Consider the following 3779-nt stretch of genomic DNA (forward strand, 5'->3'; position numbering starts at 1 on the left):
AGCTATTTCGCTTCTTCTTTGCTTCACTCATTCTCGTCATCCCTTCCAGGACGACAGCTTAAATCAGTGTCTCAAATTCGGGGTCCACTTTAGTGTATGCGTTAGAAACGCGATAAACACCAAAATTAGCCCTCCGGCAATCGTGATCAAAAAATCTAATAGTTCGGAATTCATGTGAAACCCTCCTTCCAATCGAAGACTTAATTGTTATCTCTAAAGAATTTCATTTTGTCAAATTCGCGAATTTGACAACCTAACGATTTTCCCAAGGGGGCAGCATGAAGATCACTCGCCTATCAATAAAAAATTTCCGTGGGGTGAGTTCAGCACAACTCCATTTCGACGGACATTCGCTCCTTGTTGGACCCAATAACGTCGGAAAGAGCACGATCTGCGAAGCACTTGATTTGGTGCTCGGCCCTGATCGACTCAATCGATTCCCACCGGTGGAAGAATTCGATTTCCACAATGCCAACTACCTCACCGAGCCTACCGCCGAAGGCGAAGCCGCTGTGCCGATTCCGATTCGAATCGAAGTTGTCATTACAGATCTCAATGCCGAAATTGAAAATCGCTGTGGTGCTCACATCGAATTTTGGAATCCCGCTGAAAAGAGACTTCTGAATGAAGGCGAAGTTGACGCTGCTAATCCACCGGCAATAGTCAGTTGCATCCGACTTGAAACAGTCGCTCGCTACAACCCTGACGAAGACGAGTTCGAAGCCCAAACCTTTTTCTCCCACAGCCCAAATGAACCCGACGGGCAATTGAGGCCGGTGAGAAAAGACATCAAACGTCTGTTCGGCTTCATCTACCTGCGAGCATTGAGGACCGGATCAAGGGCACTCAGCCTGGAACGTGGGTCCCTTCTAGATATCATCCTGCGAACCAAGGGGGTTCGCACCGGGCTATGGGAAAAATCGATCAAACGTCTTCGGAATCTGGATATTGGAGCGGACGCCGCCGATCTAGATCCAGTGCTTCAAGACATCGAGAAACGGCTTGCTCGATACATCCCCACTAATTCCCCGAATAGAGCGACGAAGCTTCATGTCTCCCAATTAACCCGGGAGCATCTCCGTAAGACCATGGCTTTTTTCATCGCCATGTCGAAGGATCAAGATCACGTTCCCTTTCAACACGCAGGCACAGGAACGCTCAATACGCTCGTCCTCGCCCTCCTCTCGTTCATCGCAGAATTAAAGCCTGACTCGGTAATCTTTGCGATGGAAGAACCAGAAATCGCCGTTCCCCCGCACACGCAAAGGCGTATTGCAGACTACTTGCTGCAAAAAACGACCCAGGCGTTTGTCACCTCTCACTCGCCATACGTGATTGAACGCTTCGAGCCAGAGCAAACGCTGATCTTATCCCGCGACGATGACGCCAATATCCTGGCGAGGAGAGTGTCAGACGCAAGCGGCCTGAAAGGCAACGACTACAAGCGATATGCCCGCCAAGGCCTAACCGAGTGCATGCTTGGACGAGGCGTCATTGTCGTTGAGGGGATTACTGAATTTCACGCCCTGCCCGTTGTCGCAAGACGATATGAGGAAGCCTATCCTTCAATTCTTCAACCACTGGAAATTGGCGGCGTGGCGTTCTTTGACGCCGTAGGAGAAAGCAACGCCCCAAAATTTGGCACGTTCTTCCGAGAATTGGGACTAAAAACCTTCTCGTTCTACGATTTCGTTAAACGGACCGAAGCCAATAAGAAGAAATATACGGATAGTTTTGATATTGACTGCGAGCATCCCTATACAGGCTTTGAGGCCCTTATCGCCCACGAAGTCCCCATAGCGACTCAATGGGCCTTCTTGGAAAATCTCCGAGATACGGGAATGAATGGCGGTACGCATATTCCCCAACAACGCCCAGATGATGAGGGCGTCAGAAAAATTACTCGAGCTGCACTGGACGGCAAAAAAAGTGCTGGCTGGGCTGCACAACTATTAGAAACATGTGATCTGAAAGATTTGCCCCCCACAATCACCAATTTCTTGGTACAGGTTTACGCTGAATTCCCCAAGCCAATGGATCCGCCACCAGAGCCAGAACCTGGTGCTGCGGCCGCAGCTCGCCCCCCACCGCCACCACCATCTCCCTTATTGCTTACCAGACCGGTCCCCCTTCTACAAAAGGGATGAAGCTATGGAGCAAGAACGAAAGCGAGAAGAGTTCCTCGCATGCCAGGGACATGCTTTGGTTATTGGTGGACCCGGCAGCGGGAAGACAACCATTGCTCTTCAAAAGGCACTGATCCGAATTAACCAAGGCCTACTTCCTGGCCAGTCCGTTTTGTTCGTCAGTTTTTCCCGAGCGGCTGTTGGCCGAATCATTGAGGCCTCGAAATTGCACATCAAGGCCGGACAAGAACGAATGCTTGATATTCAAACTTTCCACTCATTCTTTTGGAAGGTTCTTTCCTCGCATGCCTATCTCCTCGGATCGCCAAAGCCTCTCCGAATCATGCTCCCTCAGGAAGAGCAAATACACTTTGGGAAAATTAAGAAGAAAGATCGCAACATAAAAAATCCTGAGTGGGGTAAATGGCTCCAAGAAAGAGAGCGGCTTTTCCGTGAAGAAGGTTTGATCGCATTCGATCTTTTTGCCGACAATGCCTTAGCCTTGGTTCAGCGAAGTAACCATATCAAGAGGCTCATCGCCCAGAAACATCCGCTCATCATCATCGATGAAGCCCAGGATACCAATGAGAAGGCCTGGCTCTTTATTGAACAACTTGCACCCCATGCTCAATTGGTCTGCCTGGCAGATCTCGAACAACAGATCTTCGACCACCTTGAAGGGATTGGACCGGAGAGAATTGACGCAATTAAGAAGTCTTTAACGCCTCTGGAATTGGATCTTGCGGGACAAAACCATCGAAGCCCCAATACAGAAATTGCCCTCTTCGGCCACGACATCCTCCACGGCGTCGTCAAAGGCGGGGTCTATAAGGGCGTCTCCGCTTTTCCCTACAATCCCAGGCCTCCGGCATTTAATCTTACAAAAACGCTTCGGATGGCTCTTGGTGCCTTACATCGACAGATCAAAAAGGAAACCGGCAAATGGGGCAGAAGCGTTGCAATCTTGACGTCTTCGGGGAATGCCGCCGCAAAGGTATCTGCCGCGTTACTGGCGTCTGAAAAGGCGGTGAAACACAAACTACTCTTCGATGAGAATGAGGCCCTTTTGTCGGCAAAAATTTGTGCATTCTTGCTAGAACCGAAAAGCGAAGACACAAAGCACGCCGATTTGGCCACCACCATTGAACTGGTGAGGGACGTGAAACGAGCCGCAGGCGTGGCCGCCGCCGACCAAATGCAGAAGTGGGCCGACAAAGTAAAAGCCGGGAAAATTCCTACGGCTGGATTTGTCAAAGCCCTGGAATCAATCATTCAGAGCTTAATCGCCAATCCTTTTTGCGGTAATCCGGGAAAAGATTGGATAGAGATCAAGAAGCTTCTTCGTGGAACTGGAAACGCCGATCTTCAAAGTGTTGCGAAATACCTTGACTACGTTGTTGGCTTCAATCGAGGGAAGCTAATTTCGAGTGGGCTAACGACAGTTTGGGAGCGAGATGGGGCATACACCTCCGCCCGGGAAGTCCTAGACAGTGCATTGACCCAGGACCAAATACTATCGGGTATTGATGATCCCAACGGCCTTCAAGTGATGACCATTTGACCTGACCTGAAAAAACTGGTCCGACTTGAAATTTCATATGCTATTGAAAAGGAGAGTCAGACCATGCCCAAGAAGCGATTCACATCCGAAGA

The 3779-nt window shown here is 49.7% G+C and carries 2 protein-coding genes; both read left to right on the plus strand.

Annotated features, from left to right (window positions below; translation table 11 throughout):
* Positions 1-278: 278 nt before the first annotated feature.
* Complete coding sequence (locus CEJ45_RS24250; RefSeq protein ID WP_088757536.1) at positions 279-2147, plus strand: ATP-dependent nuclease; 1869 nt, start codon at positions 279-281, stop codon at positions 2145-2147.
* A 4-nt stretch (positions 2148-2151) separates the two neighbouring features.
* Positions 2152-3687 (plus strand): UvrD-helicase domain-containing protein, encoded by a 1536-nt coding sequence (locus CEJ45_RS24255; RefSeq protein ID WP_088757537.1) that lies wholly within the window; start codon positions 2152-2154, stop codon positions 3685-3687.
* Positions 3688-3779: the final 92 nt, after the last annotated feature.

Origin of the sequence: Herbaspirillum aquaticum (assembly GCF_002213425.1) — a bacterium.
Classification (GTDB): Bacteria; Pseudomonadota; Gammaproteobacteria; order Burkholderiales; family Burkholderiaceae_D; genus Herbaspirillum; species Herbaspirillum aquaticum.